Source organism: Brevundimonas sp., from assembly GCF_965278935.1.
Taxonomy (GTDB): domain Bacteria; phylum Pseudomonadota; class Alphaproteobacteria; order Caulobacterales; family Caulobacteraceae; genus Brevundimonas.
Window position 1 is genome coordinate 1,077,653 of sequence record NZ_OZ257124.1, and the last position, 23,973, is coordinate 1,101,625.

The following is a 23,973-nucleotide window of genomic DNA, read 5'->3' on the forward strand; positions in this document are numbered from 1 at the left end:
CAAACGTGCGACACGTGATATGTCTAGACATAGTGTTCTCACCCCGCCGGGATTGTCCAGTGTCGAAGACGTCGTCCGAAGGTCGCAGCCTGTGGTTCGAACAGGCCCTGTTGCCCGACGGCTGGGCGCGCGACGTGCGGGTCACGGTCGCGGATGGACTGATCTCCGGCGTCGAGGCCGATACGCCCCGCGCACCCTCTGACGAGGCGCACGGCATCGCACTGCCGGGCATGGCCAATGTTCACAGCCACGCCTTCCAGCGCGCCATGGCCGGCCTGACCGAGGCGCGCGGGCCGGTCAGGTCGGAGGGGGGCGGCGACGCGGGCGACAACTTCTGGACCTGGCGTCAGCTGATGTACCGCTTCCTCGATCGGGGCGGGCCAGAGGAGATCGAGGCCATCACCGCCTTCGCCTTCTGCGACATGCTGGAGGGCGGCTTCACCCGCTGCGCCGAGTTCCACTACCTGCACAACGACCCGGCGGGGCGGGCCTACGCCGACCCGGCCGAGCTGACGGCGCGGATCGTTTCGGCGGCGGAGACGACGGGCATCGCCCTGACTTTGCTCCCTGTTTTCTACGCCCACTCGACCTTCGGCGGCGCGGCGCCGAACGAAGGCCAGCGCCGCTTCATTACCGACGTCGATGGGTTCGCCGATCTGGTCGCGCGGGGCCGCGCCCTGACCGCGCGCCTGCCGGACGCCGTCGTCGGCGTGGCTCCCCACAGTCTGCGCGCCGTGACGCCCGAGGAGCTGGCCGCCATGCCGGGCCTCGCCGCCGACGGACCGATCCATATCCACGTCGCCGAACAGACGAAGGAGGTCGACGACTGCCTCGCCTGGTCCGGCGCGCGACCGGTCGAATGGCTGCTGGCGAATGCGCCAATCGACGAGCGGTGGTGCCTGATCCACTCGACCCATGTCACCGGGCCCGAGTGGCGCGGGATCGCCAGGGCGGGCGCCGTTGTCGGCCTCTGCCCCCTGACCGAGGCCAACCTCGGCGACGGCATCTTCCCGGCTAGGGACTTCGTCGAGGGCGATGGCCGGTTCGGCATCGGCACCGATTCCAATATCCAGATCGGCGTCGCCGACGAGCTGCGGATGCTCGAGTATTCGCAGCGGCTGGCGCTCCGGGCGCGCGGCGTGATGGCGGATGCGTCACGGTCCACCGGCCGCGCCCTGTTCGACCGCGCCCTTTCCGGCGGACGACAGGCGACCGGCGCGGAGGGCGGTATCGCCATCGGCCAGTCCGCCGATCTCGTCGGCCTCGACGCGAACGCCATCGGCTTCGCGGGACGCCAGGGCGACGCCTTTCTCGACAGCTGGATCTTCGGCGGCGAGCGGGCCATCCGCTCGGTCTGGCGGCGCGGGAAACAGGTCGTCGTCGACGGCCGCCACATCGCCCGCGACGCCGTCGAGACCCGCTATCGCAAGGCCCTGACGGTGGTTCTCGGATGAGCGAACCCGCCACCCTGCACCGCCGCATCTACGACGATCTGGAGGGCCGGATCCTGTCCGGCGACTGGGCGCCTGGCGCGCGCATTCCGTTCGAGCACGAGCTGACCGAAAGCTACGGCTGTTCGCGGATGACGGTGAACAAGGCCATCTCCGAATTGGCCACACGGGGCCTCGTGACCCGCCGCCGTCGGGCCGGGACGTTCGTGGCCCAGCCCCGCGTCCACTCCGCCATGCTGGCCATCCCCGACCTGCGCGCCGAGGCGATGCAACGGGGGCTGGCCTACGAATACCGCATGCTGTCCCGCCTCGAACGGCCCCCGACCGACGAGGAACGCGATCTCGCCGGATCGGGCCTGTTGCTCGAACTCGACGGGCTGCATCTCGGAGACGGCTCGGCCCTCGCGCTTGAACGCCGGCTGATCGCCCTCTCGGCCTCGCCCGAGGCGGCGGGCGTGGATTTCCGCACGGTCCCGCCGGGCAGCTGGCTGCTGAACGCCGAACCCTGGACCGAGGCGGAACACCGCATCTCGGCCGTATCGGCCACCGCGCGCGAGGCGCGTCTGCTGGGGCTGAAGGCCGGCGCGGCCTGCCTCTGCGTCGAGCGACGGACCTGGCGGGACGGGCAGGGGGTGACCCGGGTGTGGCAGACCTTCCCCGGCGACCGCTATGATCTGGTCGCGCGGTTCTCGCCCGGCCGCGAGACGCGCGGAGATCGAGGATGAAGGCCGACCGTCTGATCACCGACTGCCATGTCGCCACGATGATGCCCCCCTCAGGAGTGGCCGGCGCGGCCTATGGCGCGATCGAGGACGCCGCGATCCTCATTGCCGACGGTCGTATCGTCTGGGTCGGCGCGCGTGCCGATCTGCCCGCTCATGAGGCCGCTCGGATCGACCGGCTTGAGGGCCGCTGGGTCACGCCCGGCCTGATCGACTGCCACACGCATCTGGTCTTCGGCGGCGATCGTTCGGGCGAGTTCGAACAGCGTCTGAACGGCGCCACCTATGAGGAGATCGCCCGCGCCGGCGGCGGCATCGTCTCGTCGATGACGGCCACGCGGGCGGCGTCGGAGGACGACCTCTACGCCTCCGCATTTTCGCGGCTGGAGGGTCTGAAGGCGACCGGCGTCACCACGGTCGAGATCAAGTCCGGCTACGGCCTGGATCACGATGCCGAGCTTAAGATGCTGCGCGTCGCCCGTCGGATTGGGCGAGAGGCCGGGGTGCGCGTCCGCACATCGTATCTGGGCCTGCACGCCGTGCCGCCCGAGCATCGCGCCGAACGTTCCGCCTATGTCGATCTCGCCATTGACGAGATTTTGCCGGCCGCCCACGCCGAGGGTCTGGTCGATGCGGTGGACGCCTACTGCGAGCCCATCGCCTTTTCCGACGCCGAGGTGGCGCGCCTGTTCGAGAAGGCGAGGGCGCTGGGCCTGCCGGTCAAGCTGCACGCCGACCAGCTGTCTGACGGCGGCGGCGCGGCGCTGGCCGCGCGCTACGGCGCCCTGTCCGCCGACCATATCGAGCATTCCAGCGAGGCGGGGGTCCGCGCCATGGGTGAGGCCGGCGTCGTCGCCGTCCTGCTGCCCGGGGCCTATCTGATGCTGCGCGAGACGACCCCGCCGCCGATCGAGGCCCTGCGTCGGCATGGCGTGGCGATGGCGGTGGCGACCGACTGCAATCCGGGCACCTCGCCGGTCGCCTCGATGACGGCCGCCCTGACCCTGGCCTGCGTCCAGTTCCGCCTGACGCCGGAGGAGGCGCTGGCCGGCGCGACCCGCCATGCCGCGCAGGCGCTCGGGCTCGCCGACGAGATCGGCACCCTGGCAGCCGGCAAGGCCGCCGACCTCGCGGTCTGGGAGATCACCCGCCTGGCCGAGCTCTGCTACTGGCTCGGCAAACCGATCCTCCACGCTCGGTACATCGAGGGCGCATCCGACTGATCGTCGCCAGTAACCGCGAAGGGCGCCCTTGCTCGCCGCAAACCCCGCCGTCCGCGATTTGCTCCCCTGTCCCACATTCCGCTCTTGCATCTGCGCCACGCGCGATAGGGTGGCGGCGAGACGCGCAGACGTCATGGAGGATGCCGATGCCCCGCCCGGTTCGAGCCGTTCCGATGCTCCTTGCCGTTCTCCTGTTCGCGCCCGTGGCGTCCACCGTCGCCCAGGCGCAGGATCCGGCCGCGCTGACCCCGCCGACCGCCGAGGAACAGGTCCCGCGCGCCGTGGCCCGCTTCGCCCCGGATCGCTTCGACGACCTGCTGTGGGAGAACGATCGCGTCGCCCATCGCATCTATGGCCCGGCGCTGCAGGCGCGCGAACCGCCGTCCGGATCGGGCATCGACGTCTGGGCCAGGCGCGTCCGCTATCCCTTCATGGACCGCCAGCTGCGCTTCCCGAGCTATCACGTCGATCGCGGCGAGGGGCTGGACTACTACGACGTCGGGCGTGGTCGCGGGGCCGGCGGCCTCGGCATCTGGTTCGACAACAAGCTGTGGACCAGCCGGAACTTCGCTGCGTATCGCATCGAGAAGACCGGCGGCGACGAGGCCCGCTTCAGCGTCGACTATAATCCCTGGCCCGTCGACGTGAACCGCCGGGTCTGGGAGACGCGCGAGTTCTCCCTGCCGATGGGCTCGAACTTCACTCGCATGACCTCGACGCTGCAGTCGGACTCGACCGAGCCCCTGATCGTCGGCATCGGCATCAACAGGCGGACCAACGACGCGGGGACCGGCTTCATCACCCGCGATCAGGAACACGGGCGGATGATGTTCTGGGAGCCGACCGACGCCGCTCACGGCAGCCTCGGCATCGCCATCCTGGTCGATCCGGCGATGGTCGAGGGCTTCACCCAGGATGCGGAGAACTACCTGATCCTGCTGCGCGTCACGCCCGGCGTGCCCTTCACCTACTATATGGGCTCGGCCTGGGATCGGGGTCCGGACTTTGCCACGCGCGAGGCGTGGGAGACCTTCGTGGCGGGCCAGACGCCAGAGTTCTGACCCGCCACGCTCAGCCCTAGAAGCGACGGATGTAGCTGACCGACCAGGTATCGGCCTCGCCGCCGTTGTCGGTGAACTCACGACGCGTCCAGTCGGCGCGCACGCCGTTCCAGCCGTCGAGGAAGGCGCTGGCGCCGACGCCGTAGTTGAAGCTCTCGCCGTCGCCGCGCACGGTCACGGCGGCGACCGAGGACTCGATGTTGGTCGTGCCGTAGCCGACGCGGGCGAAGGCCTCGAAGTGATCGCCCAGCGGCAGGAAGGCGACCGCATAGGCGGCGACGTCGTGCTTCAGTTCGATCGTGCCGGAGCCGTCGATCGAAATGTCGAAGCTTTCGTCCTCGACGCCGATGCCGGCTTCCAGCTCGGCGCCGACCCAGGGCAGGACCTTGTAGCCGAAGCGGCCGGTGACGGCGCCCAGCTCGGCCTGTTCGGTGTCGACGGCCGTGTAGCCGAGGGTGGCGTAGGCGCGGAACTGGTCCTGGGCCCGGGCGGCGGCGGGCAGCAGGGCGCAAGCGGCCACGAGGGCCGTGAGGGTGGTCTTCATCATGGGGGAGGGGCTCCGGGTTCTGTTCAGGACGACATGCACATCCGCATCGCCGCCATGAACCAAGGACGCCGTCCGGCGCGAAACGCCTTACGGTCCGTCCCGAAGTTTCGTCAGAAGGCTGCCTCGAACGCCAGTCGGACGGTCAGCGGCCGCACCGGAACCGCCTGTGGCGAGGACAGCTGATAGGGCGAGCCGATGCCATAGCGGACTCCCTCTTCATTCAGCGGATTTGAGATACGCAGGATCGCCGCGCGCCGCTCGTCGCCCAGCCGCGCGGTCAGTTCGGATCGGGTGTAGCCGCCCTGGGGCACATCGAGCGAAGGGCCGACGCCGATGCGCGACTGTCCGATGTAGCGCAGGTCCGCGCCGAGCCTCAGCGGCAGGTTCCCGAGCGTTCCGGCCTCGTAGTCGATGCTCAGCTGGGCGCCGAACGGGGCGACGTTGGGGATGTCGGTCGTACCGCCGCCGATCACGCTGAACCGGGTCCGGGTCAGTTCGCTGTCGTTGAGGAAGGCCCCGCCCGAGATGTCGAGCATCGGGGTCGGCGTCCACGATCCCTTGATCGAGACGAAGCGGATCACCCCGTCGCCGACATTGTCGGTGACCAGGTCGCCGCCCTGGGTGACCACGTCCGCCTGGACGTCGCGCCAGTCGACCCAGCCGACGGAGATCTCGCCCGTCAGATCGTCTCGCCATTGCCGTGAGCGCGCCCCGACCTCGACCAGGGTGACGCGGTCGCCGTTGTAGCGCTGGAAGGCGCCGTTGGCCTCGTTCACCCCCGCCGGGCGCACGGCCTGCTCCGCGCGGGCGAAAAGGGTGACGGCGGGATCGACGTCCCATCGCGCGGTGAAGCTCGGGGTGACGCGCAGGCTGAAGCCGTTGACCTGCGGCCCAGCGCGCGCGGCGGAGAGTTCGACGATGCTCACATCGCTGTCGATCTTGACGGCCGACAGGCGCGCGCCCACCGCGATGCGCCAGTCCTGGACCGGAGACATGGACGCCTCTCCGAAGGCCGTGGCCTCGGTGAAGGTCCGCCTGAGGTCGGCGCCGTAGGTCGGACCCGGGGTCGGTGACAGGTCGCGGCGGCGCCGCTCGACCAGGGTCTCCCCGATCGCCAGCGCCGCCCCGCCCGACCAGGTCCAGCCCGCGATCGGATCGGTGTCGATGCGCAACTCTGTCGAGGTCGTGGTGGCGGTCTGGCGCCGGTCGACGAATTCGGGGAAGGGCTCGCTGACCTGGCTGGCGTCGAACCGCTCGTTCAGCTGCTGGCGGGAAATGCTGGTCGCCGAGGTCAGGACGGCCGACCCCAGCCGCCGCTGCGCCGTCAGCCCGGCCAGGACGATGGTGCTCTGGTAGGGCTCGAGCACGCGCCCCAGCTTCACGAACCGGGACGCGCCGACGTCCGTCGTCTGGGCGTCGTCCGCCGACACCCGCTGACCGACCCCGACCAGATCGACCGTCCAGTCTCCATTGGTCCAGCGCACGGAGGCGCGACCTCCGACGGTATCGACCGTGTCGGCCTCGCGAACCCCCTGTGACGGGTTGTCGAGGAATCCGCCCTCGCGCCGGGAATAGGCGACGATCCGTCCCGCCGTCCGGTCGTCGAGCGAGCGGTTCACGACCATCGACGCCTCGCTGCTTTCCGCCCCGCCGGAGGTGACGCCCGCGCCGACGACGAACCGCCCGCTCGTCTCCCGGAAGGCCGGTTCCTCAGGCTGGAGCCTCAGGACGCCGCCGATCGATCCGGCCCCGAACCGCGTCCCCTGCGGCCCTTCGAACACCTCGATCCGGCGCACGTCGATCAGGGCCAGATCGGGGTCCGGCGACCCGTAGTTCAGACGCAGGTCGCCCAGATACTGACCCACGGTCGCCTGTAACGGCCCGTTCATGGCCGAGTCCGCGAGGCCGCGGATGAACAGCTTGTTCCGTCCGGTGCCCTGACGCGTCGACTCCACCGTCGCCGACAGATCCGAAACCGCTTCGCTGGCCGCTGCGCCCTCGAACCGCTGAAGGCCGCCGCTGTCGACCGTATCGCGGCCCGAAACCCCGCCGAGTCCGACCGGCGGCATCGCGGTGACGACCACCTCGCTGAGCAGGGTCGGCGCGACCTCGGCCGGCGACGACGGGCGAACCGTTGGCCGTCGCGGCGGAGCAGGCGCCGCCTCGACCCGGTACATGCCTTCGCCGATCCTTATCGCCCGAGCGCCGAGCGGCCGCAGCATCCGCTCCAGCGCAGCTTCCGGCGACATGCGTCCGCGCAGGTCCGGCGTCCGGCGACCATTCAGGTTCGCAGCGATGACGATGTCGATCCCGGCCTGGGCCGCCAGCCGGTTGACGGACTGGGCGGCGGGTCCGGCGCGGACGTCGAAGGTTTGCGGCGCCCCGGATTGCAGGACGATCAGTCCGGCCGCCAGAAGGGCCGCCGCCGTCACGGCTCCAGCCGCCAGCCTTCGCCGTCCTCGACAACCGACACGCCCAGCAGCCGCGCCAGCCGCGCCCTCTGGTTCGCCGCCTCCGTCGTGGTCGTCAGGCTGCCGCTGAAGCGTCGGTTCGCGACGGACGGGCTGACGGCGATCGGCCGGTTGAGCGCCCGCGACAGGTCCTGGGCCACGACGGCCAGCGTCTCGCCCGTGTACGACAGTCGCCCTTCGCGCCAGGCCGCGACGTCCTCGGTCGAAACCTCGCGGCGCTCGATCCCCGCGGATGTCGCCAGCGCGCCGTCGCCGGCGTTCAGAGTCTCGGTCCTGTCCTGCATGTCGATGCGGACGATGCCTTCGGAGACCGAAACGCGCGCGCCGTCATGCAGGCGGGTGACGTCGAAGGTCGTGCCGAGATCGGTCAGGGTAGCGTCGGCCACCTGCACCACGAATGGGCGGGTCCCGTCGTGCTGGACCTCGAACAGGGCGCGGCCTGCTTCAAGATCGACGTCGCGCGGATGCTTCCGGTCCAGCAGGAGGCGCGTGCCGCCGGCCAGCGAGACCTGCGAGCCGTCATCCAGCGTCACGGTGCGCGTCTCGCCCGGCGCCGTTTCGATGATCCAGGGCTGGGCCCGCTGGCTCCAGCCGAACCAGGCGCCGCCAACCGCGAGCACGGCCACGGCCGCCGCAATGGCGGAACGTCGGGGCAGGGCGAAGACGCGACGCGGCATGATCCGTCGCACGCCCGGCGCCGGCGCGGCCTTCAACGCCTCGACCACGTCGCCCTCGGCCTCGGCCAGCCGCCAGTAGGTCTCGGCATGGGCGGAATCGGCGGCCATCCAGACGTCCCAGTCGTCCCACGCCTCGAAGCCCGGATCGTTGACGCGGACCAGCCAGCCGAGCGCCTCCCGATCCATCTCTGTCCTGAACGCGCTCATCCCCATGACTCCGGGACGCCGCCCGACGCGATTTGCCTCACGGTTGCGCCTCCTGAAGATCGAGCAGCACCGCATAGGCCCGTCGCAGATGCTTCTCGATGGTGCTCAGTCCCATGCCGAACTCCTCGGCCAACTTGCGTTGCGTCACCCCGTCGATCCGGTGCCTCCGGAAGATCGCCGCCGCAGGTTCGCCGAGTGCGATCAACCGCGCCTCTACCGCCTGCAAGGTCTGCACGGCGATCAGGCGACGCTCGGCATCGGCGGATTCGACCGCGTCCTCGACCAGGTTGGCCGGGCTCTGCCAGATCGCGTCGCGGGCGGCGGCTCGCCGGGCTCCCCGCCGCCGGTCCAGCACGGCGGTGTAGACCATGCGCAGCAGATAGGCGTGCGGACTGGCCACCGGCGCATCGACCCCACGCAGCTTCAGCCAGACGTCCTGAACTACATCCTCGGCGTCCCCGGCCGCGCCCATGGCGGCGGCGCGCCGGACCAGCGCCGGACGCATCCCGGCGAAGATCGCTTCAAGGCCGGCGGCCGGATGTTCGGACGACGTTTTCATTCGCGCGCCCCTTAGCGCCTCGCCGATCCGACTTGCAACTGAGGCCGAAAGTCGTCCGGGCGTAAGGGTTCCGCGCACCGTCGGCGTCTTCGTCTGGACAGGGCATGCGGAGCCCGTTCAGCGGCGCGAGACGATGCGATGACCACCAACCAAACGCCTTCCTCTGCCGGACGGGGGCTCATCCAGACCGCCCATCTGGTTCTCGCGGCCATCGTCATCGCGGTCGCGTCACAGGGTTGGCCCGCATCGGAATCACGGTGCGAAGGGGTATCCTGCGTCGGGTCGAACAGCGGCGAGAGGGCATGAGCCTCCCGGCGTTCCGTGGAGGCCTCAGGATCTCGGCCCGGCTCCGATCGCGTCGCGCAGCCTGAGCAACTCCTGCGGGATCGCCGACCCCTCTGACCCGTGAGCCGAAAGGACGCCCAGCGCATCGGCGTGAACCCTCAGGGCGTCGGCATGCCAGACGCCACGGTCGGTCAGGGCGTCGACCATCTCCCACACCCCTGCCGCCGCATCGGCGAGGTCCGGACGCCCCGCCAGCCGCGCGCGCTCGACGATCCGCAGGGCCAGCCGGCCCATGTCGCGCCCCTGACCCAGGATATCGGCCTTGTCCTGATGACACAGTCGGGCCAGCGCCCGCACGTCGCTGTCGAGACTTTCGGTCAGGGCCGGCGCGATCCGTGCGACCGCCCTGTCCGCCTCGGCGACGAGTTCGATGAAGCTTTTGCCATCCGGGGTCGACAGGATCGGAGCCAGCCGATTGCGCGGCACGAAGGTGATCGCCTCCGGCCTCATGTGGACAGCCCGTCGATCTCGTCCTGCGACAGGGGGCGTTCGGGCTGGGCGGTCATGATCAGGTCGCCGTTGCGCCGCTCGAACGTTTCCTCGGTCACCGGCACGGTCCGGAAGCGGCGATCGGGTCCGCGGTAACCGGTATCGGAGATGAACCTCCGGCCGCTCTGTGCGATCCACAAAATTCGCTCCAGCAGGATCGTCGGCGACACCGGTTTGGTGATGGTGAAGTTTGCGCCGTCGTCGCGTGCCGCCTCGACCTTCGACCGCGGCGTGACCGCGCTCATCATCAGGACGGGCATGGTGAAGTTCGGCCCCTGAGCGTCGGAGCGAATGTGCCTGACCAGGCCGTAGCCGTCCTCGTCCGGCATTTCGCAATCGATAATGGCCAGGTCGAAGGCCCGGCTTCGCAGCACGTCGCGCGCCTCTGCGGCCGAGGCGCATTTGACCATTTTGGTGATCCCGAACCCCTTCAGGATCGTACTGACCAGGTCGAGAGACTGGAGATCGTCGTCCACGATCAACGGCTCGATGTCCTTCAGGCCCAGAGGCGTGTTCGGCAGGTTCATGGGCGGACCTGACGGCCCCCGAACAGGGCGGCGCAAGTCGCGCCCGGCTCGCGCTTCAGCGTCTCATCCACGTTCCGAACGCCCCCGTTCATGGTTTTGTCGACGGCCATCGCAGCGCCCGCCCCTTTCTCGACCGCCTCACCGGACGGACGAATACAACCTTAGGTATGAGGCGGATAAGGGCCGGTTAACAGGGATTGGGCAGGAATACGGCGTTGTCAGATATATGCACAGCGCCCGGCTGAGTTGTGCTCGTGCCCAATTGCCGTTGCGACCTGTGCGCCTCTTCTCCCGCCATAAACATATAAGGATATCTTTATATGATGGTTGACATCGACTCGCGGCTCGGCTTTTCTGAGGCCGTCGTGGTCCGCACGTCGTCTTCGGACGGCGTGTGGCTAAGAGGGAAGCCGGTGTGACGCCGGCGCTGCCCCCGCAACTGTAAGCGGCGAGCTGAAGGTCCATTTCAGTGTCACTGACGCCCCGGCGTCGGGAAGGCCGGACCGGAAGCCGTGACCCGTGAGCCAGGAGACCTGCCCCGACAGATAACGTCCTCCGGCGGGGTGTCCGGTCAGGTCGCATGAACGCCGCGACGGGAGGACTCCGTGCGGGCGGTCGCGCGTCCCTGTCCGCTGTCTCGCCACAGCAACGGCAGAGACCATGCTCAAGAGCGAACTCACATTCGACATCAGGCGCACTGCCCTCGACGAAGACTACCGTCCCGCCGAGAGCACGCGGATCACAACCAATTTCGCAAACCTGGCTCGGGGGGAGAGCCGTCGGGAGAACCTGCGCAACACGCTGAGGATGATCGACAACCGCTTCAACTCCCTGATGTCCGGGGAAAACCCCAGGGGGGATCGTTACGCGGTGGAGCTCAGGATCGTCTCCGTCGAGATGCGTGTCTCGCCAGAGGGAGACAGCGACGCCTTCCCGCTGATCGAAATCCTTCAGACGACCATTCTGGACAGACAGACCGGCGAGCGGATCGACGGGATCGTGGGAAACAACTTCTCCTCCTACGTCCGCGACTATGATTTCAGCGTGGTCCTGCCGGAGCACCTGAAAAACCACCCGGACACCGGCGCTCCGGAAGGCTTCGGCGACCTTCACGGAAAACTGTTCAGGCACTTCCTGAACTCGGCCGCCTACAGGGATAATTTCGGCAAGCCGCCCGTCATCTGCCTCAGTGTCTCGAGCAACAGGACCTACCATCGAACCGGAACCGAGCACCCTGTTCTGGGGCTCGAGTACGGGAACGACGAGGTCTCTCCGACCGATCGGTACTTCGCGAAAATGGGCATGAAGGTTCGCTACTTCATGCCCCGAAACAGCGTCGCACCGCTCGCCTTCTACCACATCGGCGACCTGACCGGCGGCTACACGGATCTCGAGCTGGCCAGCACCATCAGCACGATGGAAACGTTCCAGAAAATCTACCGTCCCGAGATCTACAACGCCAACTCCCCGGCGACGGAACTGTACCAGCCGAGCCTGGGATGTCAGGACTATTCGCTGACCCGGATCGTCTATGACCGGGAAGAGCGTAGCCGGCTGGCCGTCGAGCAGGGCCGGTTCGTCGAGGAACGCTTCATCAGGCCGTACCGGGCCGTCCTCGACCGCTGGTCCGCCGACTTCGCCGCCTGATCAGCCAACCTTGCAGAGTCATCCAGCATGAAAACCCTGTTGCCCACCTCGACCGCCGGCAGCCTGCCCAAACCCGTTTGGCTCGCCCAGCCCGAGACGCTCTGGTCGCCTTGGAAGCTGGACGGCGCCGAGCTGACGGAGGGCAAGCAGGACGCCCTGCGTCTGGCCCTGGACGATCAGCGGCAGGCCGGCATCGACATCGTCAGCGACGGCGAACAGACGCGTCGGCATTTCGTCACGACCTTCATCGAACATCTCGACGGCGTCGACTTCGACATGCGCAAGACCGTCAGGATCCGCGACCGTTACGACGCGAGCGTGCCGACGGTCGTCGGCGCCGTCAGCCGTCCGAAGCCGGTCTTCGTAGAGGATGCGAAATTCCTCCGCGGGCAGACCACCCGGCCGATCAAATGGGCCCTGCCGGGTCCGATGACGATGATCGACACCCTGTATGACGACCACTACGGGAGCCGCGAAAAGCTGGCGTGGGAGTTCGCCGGGATCCTCAATCAGGAAGCCAGGGAGCTGGAAGCCGCGGGCGTCGACATCATCCAGTTCGACGAGCCAGCCTTCAACGTCTTCTTCGACGAGGTGAACGACTGGGGCGTCGCGGCCCTCGAGAAGGCGGCCGAGGGGCTCAGATGCGAGACAGCCGTTCACATCTGCTACGGCTACGGCATCAAGGCCAATACGGACTGGAAGAAGACCCTCGGGTCGGAGTGGCGGCAGTACGAGCAGGCCTTCCCCAGGCTGCAGCAGTCCAGCATCGATATCATTTCGCTGGAGTGCCAGAACTCTCGTGTCCCGATGGATCTGATCGAACTCATCCGGGGCAAGAAGGTGATGGTCGGGGCCATCGACGTGGCGACCGCCACCATCGAGACGCCGGCCGAAGTCGCCGAGACCCTGCGCAAGGCGCTTCGGTTCGTGGACGCCGACAAGCTCTATCCCTCCACCAACTGCGGCATGGCGCCCCTGTCGCGCCGCGTGGCGAGAGGCAAGCTGGAGGCTCTGGCCGCGGGCGCGGAGATCGTCCGGCAAGAACTCCGGGCCTGACCTCGATGACTGCTTGCCACACCCTCGCGCCCGTCGATCAGGCGCTGGCGGCCCGCGCCTGATGGTCCGACTGATCGACATGGTGTTCCCCGGCGACGCCAACCACCACGGGACCCTGTTCGGCGGCGTCGGCCTGGCCCATCTGGACAAGGTCGCCTTCCTGGCTGCCAGCCGTCATGCGCGACGGTCGGTGGTCACGGCCGGGTGCGAGCGGATCGACTTCGTCGCACCGGCCCGGATCGGGGAAATGGTCGAGGCCGTCGGCCGCGTCGTCCGGGCGGGGCGGTCGTCGATCGACGTTGAGGTCGAGCTCCACGCCGAGGCGCTGCTGACCGGAGAACGCAGGCTGTGTACGCGCGGCCTGTTCAACATAGTGGCGTTGAGGGACGACGGCGACGACGCGCGTCTCGCTGCGCCGGGCGAGGATGACCCCGCCGACGACGGCTGGCTGCGGACGACCGAGATGGTCTTCCCCGGCACGACCAACCACTACGGCACGCTTTTCGGCGGGGACGCGCTGAAACTGTTGGGCAAGGCGGCCTTCGTGACCGCCACCCGGCAGGCCCGCAAGGTGATGGTCATGGCGGCCACCGACCGCATCGATTTCCGCGCGCCGATCGACGGAGGCGACATGGTCGAACTCGTCTCGCGGGTGAAGAATGTCGGGCGGAGCTCGCTGTCGGTCGAGGTCGAGCTTTGGGCCGAACGACTGCTGACCGGCGAACGACGACGATCGGCGACGGCGGAGTTCGTCATGGTCGCGGTGGATGACGCCGGAAGACCGAGGGCGCTCGACGGCCATTGACCGACCGCCGGGCGCGCCGGTGGTCTTTCGTCTAGGGCTCTCGTCGCGCCGGCAGGGTCCCGGCCGCCCGCACCATCTGCACGAAGGCCGCGCGGTCGCCGTAGGGGTCTTCGCCCCGGGCGCCCTGGGCCAGGGTCAGGATGGCGGCGTTGTCGAACTCTGCGTTCATCCACGGGTCGCTGCGCAGGCGCTGGCCGAAGGCGGCGACGGCCATGGCCCAGCGGGTGGCTTCGGGCGGCCGGGCCGCGCTGACATCCGACACCGCGTGCTGGATCAGGCGCGAGGTCGGTTCTCCCGGCAGTTTGTAGCGGACCTGGACGAAGCCGATCTCGCCGTTCGGGTCGCCGCCCGGGGCTCCCGGCCGGTTGGCGTCATAGCGACGCTCGGGGATCTGGCCCGGCCCGCCGACGGGGGTGATCTCGTAGAGGGCGGTGACGGAGGCGCCGGACCCGACCTCGCCCGCATCGATGGCGTCGTTGGAGAAATCCTCCTCGTTCAAAAGCCGGGTCTCATAGCCGATCAGCCGGTATTCGCTGACGCGCGCCGGGTTGAACTCGACCTGGATCTTGACGTCGTCGGCGATGGGGAAGGCCCCCCGATCGAAAGCCGGGCCGAACAGGCGGCGGGCCTCGTTCAGGTCGTCGACGTAGGCGGCCACGCCGTTGCCGGCCTGGGCGATCGTCTGCATCCGGGCGTCCTGATAGTTGCCGCGCCCGAAGCCGTAGACCGACAGATAGATGCCCGTCTCGCGCTTGTCGGCGACATAGTCCTCAAGCCGTTTGTCGTCGGTGACACCGACGTTGAAATCGCCGTCGGTGAACATCAGGATGCGGTTGACCTTGTCGCGCCCGAAGGCGGCCTCGGCCTGTTCATAGGCGTTGACCATCCCTGCCGCCCCCGCGGTGCCGCCGCCCGAATTGAGCGAGGCCACGGCGCAGCGCAGCTTCAGCTTCTCCGAGCCCGAGGTCGGACCGACGGCCGTCCCGACCGCCCCGGCGTAGTAGGTCACCGCCACCCGGTCCTCGGGCCTCAGTTTGTCGATGATCAGGTTCATCGTCTGCTGGGCCAGCGGCAGCTTGTCGGGCGAGAACATCGAGCCCGAGACGTCCACCATGAAGGTCAGGTTCAGCGGCTTCCGCTCCCCCGCCGGCAGTTCGTAGCCCTGCAGCCCGATGTGGACGATCTGGCGGCCTTCGGACCAGGGCGAGGCGGCGACGGCGGTGGTGACGGCGAAGGGCTCGGCCGCGCTGTCGGGCCGGTCATAGCCGTAGTCGAAATAATTGATCATCTCCTCGACCCGCACCGCGTCCCGGGGCGGGGTCTGGCCCTCCGAAATGAAGCGCCGGACGTTGGAGTACGCGGCCGTGTCGACGTCGATCGAGAAGGTCGAGACCGGCTCCTCCGCCACGCGCCGGACCGGGTTCGGCGTCGCGTCGGGATAGCGTTCGGTGTCGGCCGGTCGGGGCAGGCTCGAGACGATGCCGTTCACGGTCGTCTGACCCGCGACGTTCGTCCCGATGACCGGAGGCCGCATCGGCGCGGGCGGGGCGGGGGGCGGCGGCGGCGGAGGGGGTGGTGGTGGAGGCGGAGGCGGCGGCGCGCCGTACTCGACGCGATCCTCCTTCCGGGTCGGTTCGATGGGCAGTGTGATCGGAGGGGGCCCGGAATAGGCCGGAGTCACGATCCGCGATGCGCCGACGACGACGTCGCCCGCCGGGGCTCGCAAGCGGATGCCGAGGCTCGCGCAGGCGGCGGCGCTGACCGCCCCGTCTCCGGGCTCATAGGCCGGTCGGGTCTGGACGGGCGCCGCGCCGATCGGCGACGCGAGGCTGAGGCCGACGACGGCCGCCACCCCCTGTTTCAGCATGGTCGCCAGCATCGCTTCCTCCGGGGTTATGTCGTTGCCCCATGAGACGGACTGGCGTTCGTCGAAACTGTGGCGTGTATCGGAGCGGATTAAGGCGCGGTTGAAGTGTGTCTTTGAATGCTCACGCCGTTCAGGCGAACCAGGCCAGCGCCTCCTGAATCGCCCGTTCCGCCACCGGACGCATGACGTCGTAGCCGGCCCGTGTCGGGTGGACCCCGTCGCGATGGAACTCCGGCCTCAGGCGTCCGTCCGCATCCGCCAGCGCGCTGAAATAGTCCGCCCGGACCAGCCCGCGCTCCACGACCAGCGCTGCCTGCCAGGCGTTCAACTCGGCCGTCCGTTCGCGCAGATCGCCGACCGCCGGGTTCCACGACACGACGTTGAACGGCGTTAGGGCGCCGAGGATCACCTTGATCCCATGCGCCTCGGCCAGGGTCAGCATGGCCAGGATGGTGTTCCTGTAGTCCTCGACCGTCGACGGGCCGGTGTTGCCCGCCATGTCGTTGCCGCCGCACAGGATGTGCACGGCCTTCGGTTTCAGGGCGACGACATCCGCCATGAAGCGCAGCAGGATCTGCGGGCTGGTCTGGCCGCTGATGCCGCGATTGACGATCCGGCCGGAGAACAGCGCGGGGTCCGCGACGCGCCAGAACTCGGTGATCGAATCGCCGATGAAGACGACGTCGACCGGCTGGCCGGCGAGGGCTTCGTTGGCCTCGCGGTACTGGCCCAGCGCAGGCCAGTCGCGGGCTTTTCGTTCCGCCGACATCGCTTCGCGCGCCGCGCGCCGCTCCGGATCGGTCAGCCGCGCCATCCATTCCGGATCGAGATCGCCGGGCGCCAGATAGGCCTCCGCGAAGGCCAGGTCGTCCGCGCTCGGCCCGAACCCGCGCGAGTCCAGCCGGTCGACCATGCCCACGGCCGGCGTGAACGGTGACGCCGGGTCCGTCACCGATCAGGCCTCGACAGGCGCGTCGGCCAACACCTGCGCCGCCGGCGGCGGGGCGTAGCGCATGGCGAGGACGTAACCGATCAGCGAGATGACGCCGGTGATAACGCCGAGCCAGGTCAGGGTCATGCCCAGACCCGTCGGCCCCTTGAACAGAACCGCCATCGTGGCGATGACGCCGGCCGTCACGGGACCGCCGACGATCTTGCCGATAATGGCCAGGGCCGCCAGGCTGGTCGCGCGTTCCTCGTTGGGCAGCAGGACCGCGATCGCGGCCGAGTTCACCAGATTGACGATCGTCCCGCCCAGCAGCAGGGCGAACAGGACCCAGGCGAACAGGGTGACGTTCGGCATGATCGGATAGGCGCTGGCCGGAATGCTCAGGGCCGTCGCGATCAGGGCGGGCAACAGGATGGCGCCGCGCATCTTCAGCTTCTGGCTGATGTCCGCGGTGAAGCCGCCGATGATCGAGCCGACCACGCCCGACGCCAGGATCACCAGACCGACCCAGCCGCCGAACTCGCCGGGCGACTGGCCGTATTGCCGAACCAGAACCGATCCAAGCCACAGGGCCGCGGCGCCTTCGGCAAAGCCGCCGGCGAAGTTGCCGACATAGAGCCAGCCGAGGAAGGCCCGGCGTTTCCAGAAGGATTTCAGGGCCTGTTTGAAACCGGGGTTGGCCTGCTCGACCTCGTGACGCGCGGGCTCACGGATCAGGAACAGCGGCAGGACCAGGATGGCCGCCCCGATGCCGACGATCAGATGCGCCTCGCGCCAGGCCGGCATGCCCGCGACGAAGGCCGACGGGTTGGCTTCCAGCCATCCGAACAGGGTGCCGCCGATGGCGAAGGCCGCGGCGACGCCGGCCCAGGCGCCGATCGAGATCAGCAGCATCGATCGGCCCCGCTTCTCGGGCATGCAGACGTCGGCCAGGATCGAGACCAGCACCGGGAAGGCGGTGGCCGCGCCTACGCCGGAGATCAGCCGCGCCGCGAACAGGCCGTAGAAGTCCTGCGCGAAGGCCGTTCCGATGGTGCCGATGGCCCAGAAGGCGGCGAGGATGACCAGAAGACGCGTGCGCGTGTGATGGTCGACCATCCACGCGATCGGTAGCGACAGGATGGCCGCCGGGATGGCCGTCGCGCTGCCAATGATCATGGCCAGCTGGAAGTCGCTGAGGCCGAGGTCGAGCTTCACCGCTTCCTGGATCGGCGCGAGCAGGCCGCCGACCGTCAGGGCCGAAAAGATGGTCAGGGTCAGCAGCCAGACCACGCTCCACTTCGTCTTGCGGAACGCGCCGGGCGGCGGCCCGACGACGTCGTCGGCGACTTCAACCGTGGTCATTCTTGTTTCCTCGGAATGCGGACCTTCTGGCCCGTCTGTCGTTCGGTCGGGCTAGAGTTCGGGTCGGGTCAGGGCCGCGTAGGTGAAGGTGCGCGCCCTGGCCCGGAATTCGCCGGAGATCGGATCGGCGAGCCGCTGGATCAGGCCGACGAAGACCAGGTCGTTCTCCGGATCGATCCAGAACCAGGTGCCGCCCATGCCGCCCCAGGCCAGGGTGCCGCGCCCTTCTACCGAGCCCATGCGGCGCGGATCGTTTAGGACCGAGAAGCCCAGTCCGAACCCGAAGGCGGGATTGAACGGCAACAGCCGCAGCGGATGGCTCGTCGCCAGAACCGCTTCTGGAATGACGTTGGTCGACATCAGCTCGACCGTGACCGGCGCCAGAATGCGTGCGCCGTCCAGTTCGCCCCTGTTCAGAATCATCTGCGCGAAGCGGGCGTAGTCGCTGATCGTCGAGATCAGTCCGCCGCCGCCATCCTCGAACGGCGGTGGGTCGATGAAGGGGTTGATCGGGGCGTTCAGGACCTCGGTGACTTCCTTCAGTCCGCCCCGCGCATCGTCCTGATAGAAGGTCACGAGGCGCCCGGCCTTGACGGCGCCGGTCTGGAAGCCCGTATCGACCATGCCCAGCGGGCCGAAGATGCGGTCCTGCAGGAAGTCGCCGAACGACTGGCCCGAGATCCGGCTGACGATGACGCCGAGGAGGCCCGACGCGATCGAGTAGAACCACTCCGTCCCCGGCTGGAACATCAGGGGCTGGGCCGCGACCTTGGCGATGAACGCGTCGGGCCCGTCCGGCCGCGCGATACCCTCGGCGAAGTAGGCACGCTCCAGCGGATGGTAGTCGGGGAACAGACCGTAGCCGAAACCGGCGGTGTGGCTCATCACCTCGCGCAGCGTCGGCGAACGTTTGGCGTCCTCAAGGATCATCTCGCCGTCGGGGCCGACGCCGGCGCAAACCTTCAGATATGCGAACTCCGGAATGAATTTCGTCACCGGATCGTCGAGAACCCAGCGGCCCTCCTCGAACAGGATCATCATCGCCGTCGCGGCGATCGGCTTGGTCATCGAATAGATGCGGAAGATGGCGTCGGGGCTCAGCGCCGCCTCGCCGCCGAGCACGGGCGACCCGTGCGTCCGGAACGCGGCGACCTTGCCATGACGCAGGATCAGGGTGGTGACGCCGGCCACGCGGCCCGCCTCGACCATCCCGGCCATATAGTCGTCGAGGCGTCCCAGTCGGGCGCTGTCGAAACCCAGCTCCTCAGGACGGGCCGCGACGGGGAAACCTGCGAACTCAGCCATCGCTTGCCGTCTTTCGTTCTGCCGCACGCTGTTTGCAGATCGCCATGAACCCCCCGGCCATGAAGCTGGCCATGCGGGTCTTGATCGCCTCGAAATCATCGGACTTGCACAGGCCGCCCGACAGGTGATCGATCCGGCCGGTGCGGGCCAGGCTCAGGGTCAGGGCGCCGGTGACGAAGTGATAGCCCCAGAAAATGTCCTCTTCGGCGGCGTCCGGCATGGCCTTCTTGAGCAGGTCGATCAGCTGCAGAACGACGGGGTCGAAGTTTTCCCACATGACGGCCGCGCCCCAGGCTGGCGTGTTGTTCAGCTGGCCGCCCATTGCGCCGTAGTTCCGCCAGCCCTCGCCGCCCTCGATGTAGAGGTTCAGGTCAGTATCGAGAAAGGCGCGCAGCGATCCCTCGATCGTCGGATGATCGCCGACCTCTTCGGCATAGCGCTTCATCGCCTCGACGCGGCGCCCGATCGTGATCGGCGCCCGGCGTTTCACGACCTGCATGAACAGGTCCTGCTTGTCTTCGAAATAGTAGTGCATCAGCGAGGTGTGCACCCCGACCTTCTGCGCCACGTCCTTCAGCGTGACGCCGTACATGCCGTGCTGGGAGAACAGCTCCTCGGCGGCATCGAGCATCTGCTCCAGGCTGTCCGCGCGCTGTTCGGCCTTGGAGCGACGCGCCGGCTTCGCGGCCGATTTCGCGGTCGGCGACCGGACCGGGGTCGGCGTGGGCGAGGTCGGATCGGTCATGGGCGCGGCCTTGATGCGCACGCGCGGGCGCGAGGCCGGTCGCGGTGCTGCGAGGGGAGTCGGGGCCATCCTAGGCCGCTCCGTAGGTCGCGCGAAGCTGGGTCTTGTTGATCTTGCCGGTGGCCGCCAGTGGCATGGTCTCGACCGAGACGATCCGGTCGGGCAGCCACCAGTCGGCGACCTTTCCCCTGAGCGCGGCGAGCACCTCGTTGTCGTTCACGGCATGCCCCTGACGCGGTTCGATGACCATGACGGGCCGCTCGCCCCATCTGGCGTCGAAGCGGCCGATCACGGCCACCAGTCCGACCGAAGGCATGGCGCCGACGATGGACTCCATCTCGGCCGGATTGATCCATTCGCCGCCCGACTTGATCAGGTCCTTGGAGCGTCCCGAGAGCGTCAGGTTGCCGGCGTCGTCGATCTCGGCGAGATCGCCTGTGTCGAACCAGCCGCCAGCGTCAAGCGCCGTCTCTTCATGACCGTAGTAGCGCTCGACCACGCTGTGACCGCGCACCTTCAGATGGCCGACGACGTTGCGTTGCTCGGGCAGGGCCACGCCGTTCGCGTCGAACAGCTGCATGTCCAGGCCAACGGGCGCCCGGCCCGACGCCCGGGCCGCGCCCGGCGTCCGGGCGGGCGGCGAGATCGTGCCCATGGGCGACAGCTCGGTCATCCCCCAGCTGGTCTGCACCGTTGCGCCCAGCCGGTCCTCGATCCGCTTCAGCAGCGCATCGGCGATGCCGGAGCCGCCGACGACGACCCGCTCCAGCGTCGGGGTCTCCTCGCCGCTGGCGTCGAGATAGTCGATCAGACCCAGCCACACCGTGGGCACGCCCATCGCGACGGTCACACCGTGCGCGTTGATCAGCCGGGCCAGAGACTTTCCGTCGGTGACGCGGCCCGGCAGCACCATTGTCGCCCCGACGGCGGCCGCCGCGAAGGGCAGGCCCCAGGCGTTGGCGTGGAACATCGGCACCGCGACCAGCACCGCGTCCGACCCGGTCAGGGCCAGAGCGTCGGCCTGCAGGCATCGCAGGGTGCTCAGATAGTTGGCGCGGTGGGAATAGAGCACGCCCTTTGGAGCGCCCGTGGTGCCGGAGGTGAAGCACAGCCCCGCCGGAGCGTTCTCGTCGAAGCCGCCCCATGTCGCGGGGCGACCCGATTGCGCCAGAAGCGCCTCGATCTCGATCTCCGGACGCGCCCCGGTTTCCATCTTCGCCGCGTCGCCGTCCATCAGGATCAGCTTTTCGATACAGGGGCAGGCCGCCATCAGTTCGCGGCCCAGGTCGCCCAAACCCTGACCGACGATCAGGACGCGATCCTCTGCCTCGGTGATCATCGCGGTCAGATGGGCGACGGTCAGGCGGGGGTTCAGGGTGTGGCAGACGATGCCGACCCCCATGGCCCCGTACCAGACCTCGACATGGTGCCGGGTGTTCCAGGCCAGGGTCGCCAGCCGGTCGCCCGGCACAAGACCCATGTCGAGGAAGGCGCCGGACAATCGCTCGGCGCGATCCTTGAGTGCGGCATAGCCGATGACGGCGTCTTCGCCCTGACCGGCGGTGACGACCGGAACCTGCCCATGCCATCTCGCGGCATGATCCAGGAACCGGTCGACGGTCAGGCCATAGGCCTGCATCGATCCTGACGGGGACGCTGTCACTGGTACGCTCGACCCTAGAAGTTGCGGGTCAGGCGGAGGCCGTACTGGCGGGACGCGCCGGCGTAGCGCTGGCCGGCCTTGACCGAGGCGATGTAGTCGAGATCGCCGAGGTTGGTCGAATAGGCCTGCAGTTGCCAGTCGCCCTGCTCATAGGTCAGCTGGGCGTTGACGATGTCGCGCTCGGTCAGGTGATCGCCGAGCGCCTCGCTGGCGAAGATGCTCGCCCAGCTGTCGGAGATGTGGCTGTAGTCGATGCGCGGCGTCAGGGTGCCGGCGCCGACCGCGAAGTCGTACTGCACGCCGAGGCTCAGCGTCATTTCCGGCGCGAAGGTCTGGGCGTTGCCTTCCAGATTCACGCAGTTGCCGCTCGCCGGACCGCTGTTCTGATCGCAGACGCCGGTGCGGGCGCGACGTGGGTCGGCGGCGAAGAAGCGACCGAGCTCCGAGTGCGACAGCGACAGGCCGGCATCGAAGGCCAGGGCGCCGAACCGGCCTTGGGCCGAGGCTTCCAGACCGTAGATGATCGTGTCGTCGGTCACGTTCAGGATCGAGGTGATCGACGGCGTCGTCGGGTCACCGATGTTGATCTGAAAATTCTGGTAGACGTTGTAGTAGGCGCCCAGCTGGGTCCGAAGATGGCCGTCGAACAGCGTCGACTTCCAGCCGGCCTCGAAGTCCGTGACGTCTTCGCCCTCGAAGGGCTTGGGCGCCACAAAGGCCAGGTTCGGGCCGTTCAGACCGCCCGCCTTGTGTCCGCGCGCGACAAATCCGTAGAGGAAGTTGTCCTCGTCGAGGGTCCAATTCAGGGCGACCTTGCCGGTGACCGCGTTCTCCACATCCCGATCGTTCTGCGTCAGGCGAAGGCCCAGCAGCGGCGCGGCCAGACGGGCGTCGTTCTCGACGGTCGAGCGGGTGTAGCGGGCGCCGACCTGGATCTCGAGATCGTCGGTCAGGTCATAGGTGATCTGGCCGAAACCGGCGGCCGTGGTCTTCGGATTCCGGCCCTCCAGCAGGGTGTCGTACAGGATCGGCAGGGTCGCCGAGACGTACTGGGTGGTGACGAACTGGCCCGGCGGGAAGGTGATCAGGTCGTCCTGGTAATAGGCGCCCAGGATCCAGGTCAGGCGATCTGTGTCAGGCGAGACCAGGGTGAACTCCTGCGACCACAGACGCTGGTTGACCTCGTCGTAGAAGGTGAAGGGCAGGGTCGCGGTGCCGTCGGCATCCGAGCGGATGTAGGTCGTGCCGTACTGGGCGCCGGAGATGGAGCGGATCGTGATGCCGTTGTCGAACTCGTAGCTGGCGTTCAGCACGGTGCGGGTCGTCTCGTCCTGGGCCGCGTACGGTCCATTGGTCGCGATGGTGTGCAGCGGCAGCGGCGAAAAGATCGGGCTGGTCGGATAGCCGCCCATGTCGTGGAAGGTGTAGTCGGTCTTCAGCAGGACGCGGGCGCGATCGTTGGGCTGCCACAGGATGCTGGCGCGGATGCTGCGGGTGTCCAGTTCGCCAGGGTGACCGCGCGACGGGGTGCCGATGACGTCATAGAAGCTGTCGCGGGTTTCCTTGTTGAAGGCGATCCGCGCCGCGAGCGTGTCGCCCATCGGCAGGTTGATCGCGCCCTGCAGGCGGATGTCGTTGTAGTTGCCCGCCTGACCCGTGATGTAACCGCCGAGGCCGTTCAGGTCCGGATTGCGCTCGGTGATGAAGACCGCGCCGCCTGTGGCGTTCTGGCCGGCGAAGGTGCCCTGCGGACCGCGCAGCACTTCCAGACTGGCGATGTCGAAGAAGGGCTCGTTCTGGAAGTAGGCGGGGAAGACGGCGACGCCGTCGCGATAGGTGATCACGCCAACGCCGACCGAGGAGTTGTTCTCGGTCTTGCCGATGCCGCGGATGTTGAAGCTGTTGCCCTGGCCCGAGTTCTGGACCGTCACAGACGGCACGGAGAACTGCAGGGTCTCGATGTTCGAGACGCCCTTGTTGGCCAGTTCCTCGCCGCTCAGCACCGAGGCGGCGACGGCGGTCGTCTGCAGGTTCGACGTGCGGCGCTCGGCCGTGACGACGACCTCGTCCAGCGTGCTCGCCTGATCATTGTCGGCGGACGGTGCGGTCTGTGCGTGAGCGGCGCCCGCCCACAGCAGAACGGCGGCGGATGTCGTGAGCCAGAGCTTTCCAGCCATGGGTAGCCTCCCTCGATTGTGCGTTTCCCTGACGATCTCTCGTCGTCATGGCCCAAGACATTCCATCGAATCGAGGGTCCGTCAACACTCATTCACTTGCGAGTGAAGATTGACATCGAAGGTCCTTCGATGAGAT

General features: G+C 68.2%; 20 protein-coding genes and 1 riboswitch. Of the genes, 7 read left to right on the forward strand and 13 right to left on the reverse strand.

Going from position 1 to position 23,973, the window contains the following annotated elements:
* The first annotated feature begins 59 nt into the window (after nucleotides 1–59).
* From ACQY68_RS05385 to ACQY68_RS05400, 4 genes are all read left to right on the forward strand, one after another.
* Nucleotides 60–1,454, forward strand: coding sequence for a formimidoylglutamate deiminase (locus tag ACQY68_RS05385; RefSeq protein ID WP_428152026.1), 1,395 nt, complete (start codon nucleotides 60–62; stop codon nucleotides 1,452–1,454).
* Nucleotides 1,451–2,176: a histidine utilization repressor gene (gene hutC, locus ACQY68_RS05390; protein ID WP_428152027.1), complete on the forward strand. Its 726-nt coding sequence runs from the start codon at nucleotides 1,451–1,453 to the stop codon at nucleotides 2,174–2,176. The genes ACQY68_RS05385 and hutC overlap by 4 nt, the downstream gene beginning before the upstream one ends.
* Nucleotides 2,173–3,396, forward strand: a complete 1,224-nt coding sequence (gene hutI, locus ACQY68_RS05395; protein WP_428152028.1) for an imidazolonepropionase — start codon at nucleotides 2,173–2,175, stop codon at nucleotides 3,394–3,396. Before hutC ends, hutI begins: the two co-directional genes overlap by 4 nt.
* A gap of 173 nt (nucleotides 3,397–3,569) precedes the next feature.
* Nucleotides 3,570–4,457, forward strand: coding sequence for a DUF4861 family protein (locus ACQY68_RS05400; protein WP_428152029.1), 888 nt, complete (start codon nucleotides 3,570–3,572; stop codon nucleotides 4,455–4,457).
* Nucleotides 4,458–4,473: 16 nt separating this feature from the next.
* Here the strand turns inward: ACQY68_RS05400 and ACQY68_RS05405 are convergent, their stop codons facing one another.
* The 6 genes from ACQY68_RS05405 to ACQY68_RS05430 all read right to left on the reverse strand — a co-directional run bounded on the left by ACQY68_RS05405 (nucleotide 4,474) and on the right by ACQY68_RS05430 (nucleotide 10,279).
* Nucleotides 4,474–5,004: a porin family protein gene (locus tag ACQY68_RS05405; RefSeq protein ID WP_428152030.1), complete on the reverse strand. Its 531-nt coding sequence runs from the start codon at nucleotides 5,002–5,004 to the stop codon at nucleotides 4,474–4,476.
* Nucleotides 5,005–5,114: 110 nt separating this feature from the next.
* Complete coding sequence (locus ACQY68_RS05410; RefSeq protein ID WP_428152031.1) at nucleotides 5,115–7,436, reverse strand: TonB-dependent receptor domain-containing protein; 2,322 nt, start codon at nucleotides 7,434–7,436, stop codon at nucleotides 5,115–5,117.
* Complete coding sequence (locus ACQY68_RS05415) at nucleotides 7,433–8,359, reverse strand: FecR family protein (protein WP_428152032.1); 927 nt, start codon at nucleotides 8,357–8,359, stop codon at nucleotides 7,433–7,435. The genes ACQY68_RS05410 and ACQY68_RS05415 overlap by 4 nt, the downstream gene beginning before the upstream one ends.
* A gap of 37 nt (nucleotides 8,360–8,396) precedes the next feature.
* Entirely contained in the window at nucleotides 8,397–8,918 is a 522-nt protein-coding gene (locus tag ACQY68_RS05420) for a sigma-70 family RNA polymerase sigma factor (RefSeq protein WP_428152033.1), read from the reverse strand.
* Nucleotides 8,919–9,248: 330 nt separating this feature from the next.
* On the reverse strand, nucleotides 9,249–9,713 hold the full coding sequence (locus ACQY68_RS05425) for a hypothetical protein (protein WP_428152034.1): 465 nt from the start codon (nucleotides 9,711–9,713) through the stop codon (nucleotides 9,249–9,251).
* Nucleotides 9,710–10,279 (reverse strand): response regulator, encoded by a 570-nt coding sequence (locus ACQY68_RS05430; RefSeq protein WP_428152035.1) that lies wholly within the window; start codon nucleotides 10,277–10,279, stop codon nucleotides 9,710–9,712. Before ACQY68_RS05430 ends, ACQY68_RS05425 begins: the two co-directional genes overlap by 4 nt.
* A gap of 349 nt (nucleotides 10,280–10,628) precedes the next feature.
* Nucleotides 10,629–10,834, forward strand: a riboswitch (cobalamin riboswitch).
* A 105-nt stretch (nucleotides 10,835–10,939) separates the two neighbouring features.
* Here ACQY68_RS05430 and ACQY68_RS05435 point away from each other — a divergent pair.
* The 3 genes from ACQY68_RS05435 to ACQY68_RS05445 all read left to right on the forward strand — a co-directional run bounded on the left by ACQY68_RS05435 (nucleotide 10,940) and on the right by ACQY68_RS05445 (nucleotide 13,787).
* Entirely contained in the window at nucleotides 10,940–11,926 is a 987-nt protein-coding gene (locus ACQY68_RS05435; protein ID WP_428152036.1) for a DUF1852 domain-containing protein, read from the forward strand.
* Between the two features lie 27 nt (nucleotides 11,927–11,953).
* Nucleotides 11,954–12,982: a methionine synthase gene (locus ACQY68_RS05440; RefSeq protein ID WP_428152037.1), complete on the forward strand. Its 1,029-nt coding sequence runs from the start codon at nucleotides 11,954–11,956 to the stop codon at nucleotides 12,980–12,982.
* Between the two features lie 61 nt (nucleotides 12,983–13,043).
* On the forward strand, nucleotides 13,044–13,787 hold the full coding sequence (locus ACQY68_RS05445) for an acyl-CoA thioesterase (RefSeq protein WP_428152038.1): 744 nt from the start codon (nucleotides 13,044–13,046) through the stop codon (nucleotides 13,785–13,787).
* 31 nt (nucleotides 13,788–13,818) lie between these two features.
* Here the strand turns inward: ACQY68_RS05445 and ACQY68_RS05450 are convergent, their stop codons facing one another.
* From ACQY68_RS05450 to ACQY68_RS05480, 7 genes are all read right to left on the reverse strand, one after another.
* Nucleotides 13,819–15,666 carry a vWA domain-containing protein gene (locus tag ACQY68_RS05450; protein WP_428152039.1) on the reverse strand — a complete coding sequence of 616 codons (1,848 nt, stop codon included), beginning with the start codon at nucleotides 15,664–15,666 and terminating at the stop codon, nucleotides 13,819–13,821.
* Between the two features lie 118 nt (nucleotides 15,667–15,784).
* The gene (locus tag ACQY68_RS05455; protein ID WP_428152040.1) at nucleotides 15,785–16,606 is read right to left on the reverse strand and encodes a GDSL-type esterase/lipase family protein; all 822 of its coding nucleotides are present in this window, start codon (nucleotides 16,604–16,606) and stop codon (nucleotides 15,785–15,787) included.
* A gap of 3 nt (nucleotides 16,607–16,609) precedes the next feature.
* Nucleotides 16,610–17,947 carry an MFS transporter gene (locus tag ACQY68_RS05460; protein WP_428152041.1) on the reverse strand — a complete coding sequence of 446 codons (1,338 nt, stop codon included), beginning with the start codon at nucleotides 17,945–17,947 and terminating at the stop codon, nucleotides 16,610–16,612.
* A gap of 51 nt (nucleotides 17,948–17,998) precedes the next feature.
* On the reverse strand, nucleotides 17,999–19,252 hold the full coding sequence (locus ACQY68_RS05465) for a serine hydrolase domain-containing protein (protein WP_428152042.1): 1,254 nt from the start codon (nucleotides 19,250–19,252) through the stop codon (nucleotides 17,999–18,001).
* Nucleotides 19,245–20,066, reverse strand: coding sequence for a TetR/AcrR family transcriptional regulator (locus ACQY68_RS05470; protein WP_428152043.1), 822 nt, complete (start codon nucleotides 20,064–20,066; stop codon nucleotides 19,245–19,247). The genes ACQY68_RS05465 and ACQY68_RS05470 overlap by 8 nt, the downstream gene beginning before the upstream one ends.
* 1 nt (nucleotide 20,067) lies before the next feature.
* Complete coding sequence (locus ACQY68_RS05475; protein WP_428152044.1) at nucleotides 20,068–21,636, reverse strand: AMP-binding protein; 1,569 nt, start codon at nucleotides 21,634–21,636, stop codon at nucleotides 20,068–20,070.
* A 38-nt stretch (nucleotides 21,637–21,674) separates the two neighbouring features.
* Complete coding sequence (locus ACQY68_RS05480; RefSeq protein WP_428152045.1) at nucleotides 21,675–23,837, reverse strand: TonB-dependent receptor; 2,163 nt, start codon at nucleotides 23,835–23,837, stop codon at nucleotides 21,675–21,677.
* Nucleotides 23,838–23,973 lie beyond the last annotated feature (136 nt).